At 44.5% G+C, this 1,999-nt stretch carries 3 protein-coding genes; 2 read left to right on the forward strand and 1 reads right to left on the reverse strand.

Annotated elements, in window-relative coordinates; all coding sequences use genetic code 11:
* Positions 1-66: 66 nt before the first annotated feature.
* Positions 67-447, reverse strand: coding sequence for an Hsp20/alpha crystallin family protein (locus V7Q33_RS15465; RefSeq protein WP_331975630.1), 381 nt, complete (start codon positions 445-447; stop codon positions 67-69).
* Between the two features lie 107 nt (positions 448-554).
* On the opposite strand from V7Q33_RS15465, the gene V7Q33_RS15470 reads away from it, so the two are divergent.
* Together V7Q33_RS15470 and V7Q33_RS15475 are read left to right on the forward strand one after the other, a co-directional pair.
* Positions 555-1,094, forward strand: a complete 540-nt coding sequence (locus tag V7Q33_RS15470; protein ID WP_331975632.1) for a DUF4269 domain-containing protein — start codon at positions 555-557, stop codon at positions 1,092-1,094.
* Positions 1,095-1,168: 74 nt separating this feature from the next.
* Positions 1,169-1,945 (forward strand): ABC transporter ATP-binding protein, encoded by a 777-nt coding sequence (locus tag V7Q33_RS15475; protein ID WP_333820414.1) that lies wholly within the window; start codon positions 1,169-1,171, stop codon positions 1,943-1,945.
* Positions 1,946-1,999 lie beyond the last annotated feature (54 nt).

The raw sequence follows: 1,999 nt of genomic DNA on the forward strand, positions 1-1,999 counted from the left end.
AAAAAAATCAGTCGCCCGCATTGCTGCAGACGACTGAACAGAAAAAACACCATCTCACTTCATCACTTACTCTTCGTCTATCTGTATCTTTTTGTTATACCCGCTGGAGAGTTTGTTGTAGGGCAACTGCACTACCAACTCGTTGTCTTCGTATACCGCTTTGATCTCGCTTATCTCGATAAAGTATGGTATCGTTTTGTTATAGATCACTACGGGCATTTGAATGAGCTTGCCGGCTGAATCGATCGGGATCAGGTAAAAAACAGAAAGTGAGTTATTATGTACTTCAACCTGAAGGGCTTCTTTTTCTACACCTGGTACACGCACCCTGATCTCGCGACCAGTGGCTTGTTGTTGGAGCTTTACAGCCGGTTCGCTGATACCTCCGTGCAACGTATTCAACACATCCACAGAGGTTAATAAATCCTGAAATTTTTTCTTGTCCATGATTTTGTTTCTCCTTCTTGTTTGCTTGTTGGTCAATAGCCGTACCAGTTTCTTATCTCCGTCAAAACGACACCGGGTTTAGACAATTTGGCTATCTTGAAACCAGTATGTTACCTGACTTCAAAAACGTAGACTACTTATTGAAAGGTTCGCCAGTACAGCAGCGAGGATGGCAAATTTTACAGGAGTGTAATGTCTTACAAAAAATAGAAGTTTTCCAGCCCGTGCTAACAGGCACACTGCCGCTGGATTTATTTATAGCCAGTAAAAGCGACCTGGATATAGTATGTCAGGCTAACGATCTTTCGCTCTTTGCAAACGTAGTGCGCTCCGAGTTTGGGCACTATGAGGCGTTTGAAATAACCCATAAAGTTCTGCGTGAAACACCGAGTATTGTGGCAAGGTTCCAATACGCAGAGTTTTTCTTCGAGTTATTTTGTCAGGTAACTGCTGTGGAAAAACAGTATGCTTACCGCCACCTGTGTGCAGAATATATTCTGCTACAACGCCATGGCCGTGCGCTCAAAGAGCAGGTGTTGGCGCTTAAGCAATCGGGTGTAAAAACAGAGCCCGCTTTCGCAGCAGCACTTGGCCTCACGGGCGATCCATACGAAGCGCTGCTCGCCTTTGCAGATGAACAGGCGTAGTCTGATAGTCCATCTATACTTCTTCATGTTTCTCATGGCAATAATTAGTATACTTGTAGTATAGCTCATGTGTTATGGAAACTTCGTCACCCGTAATCACCACCGTTAACCTGTCGAAAACCTACCAGGTGCCGGTTTTAAAAAATATAAATCTTTCGGTACATGCCGGAGAGATTATCGGCTACATTGGCCCGAACGGTGCCGGTAAAAGCACCACCATAAAAATTCTTACGGGTATCATTCCTGATTTTGACGGAGAAGCTTCTGTACTTGGCCTCGACATACGCAAGGATGTGCTGGAAGTAAAACGCAAGATTGGCTATATACCGGAGAACGCCGCACTATACGATACACTTACACCTCTGGAGTACCTCCACTTTATCGGCCAGCTCTATAAAATGGAACGCAACGCGGTTGATAAGAAAGCGAAAGAACTGTTGAATGTATTCGATCTGAGCGGATATATTGATGCGCGCATGACCACCTTTTCCAAAGGTATGCGCCAGAAAGTGTTGCTCATTGCGGGTATGATTCACAATCCATCCATACTTTTTCTGGATGAACCGCTCTCGGGCCTCGATGCCAATGCCGTAATTCTGGTAAAAGAAATTCTGACGCAACTGAAGCACAACGGCAAAACGATCTTCTATAGCTCACACCTGATGGATGTAGTGGAGAAGATATCCGATCGTATTATGATCATCAACAAAGGAGAAATGATTGCCAATGGTACGTTCGAAGAATTGAATACGCAAGCCAAAGGTTCGCTCGAAACTATATTTACCGAGCTCACGGGCAACAAAGAGCATACACAAGCCGCAGGCACTTTCATCAACATACTGCAGAACTGATCGCCATGAATACGTTTCTTCTGAAATTTCTCGATCTGTTTCGCTGGCTGTATA

Source organism: Ohtaekwangia sp., assembly GCF_036786105.1.
GTDB lineage: Bacteria > Bacteroidota > Bacteroidia > Cytophagales > Cyclobacteriaceae > Ohtaekwangia.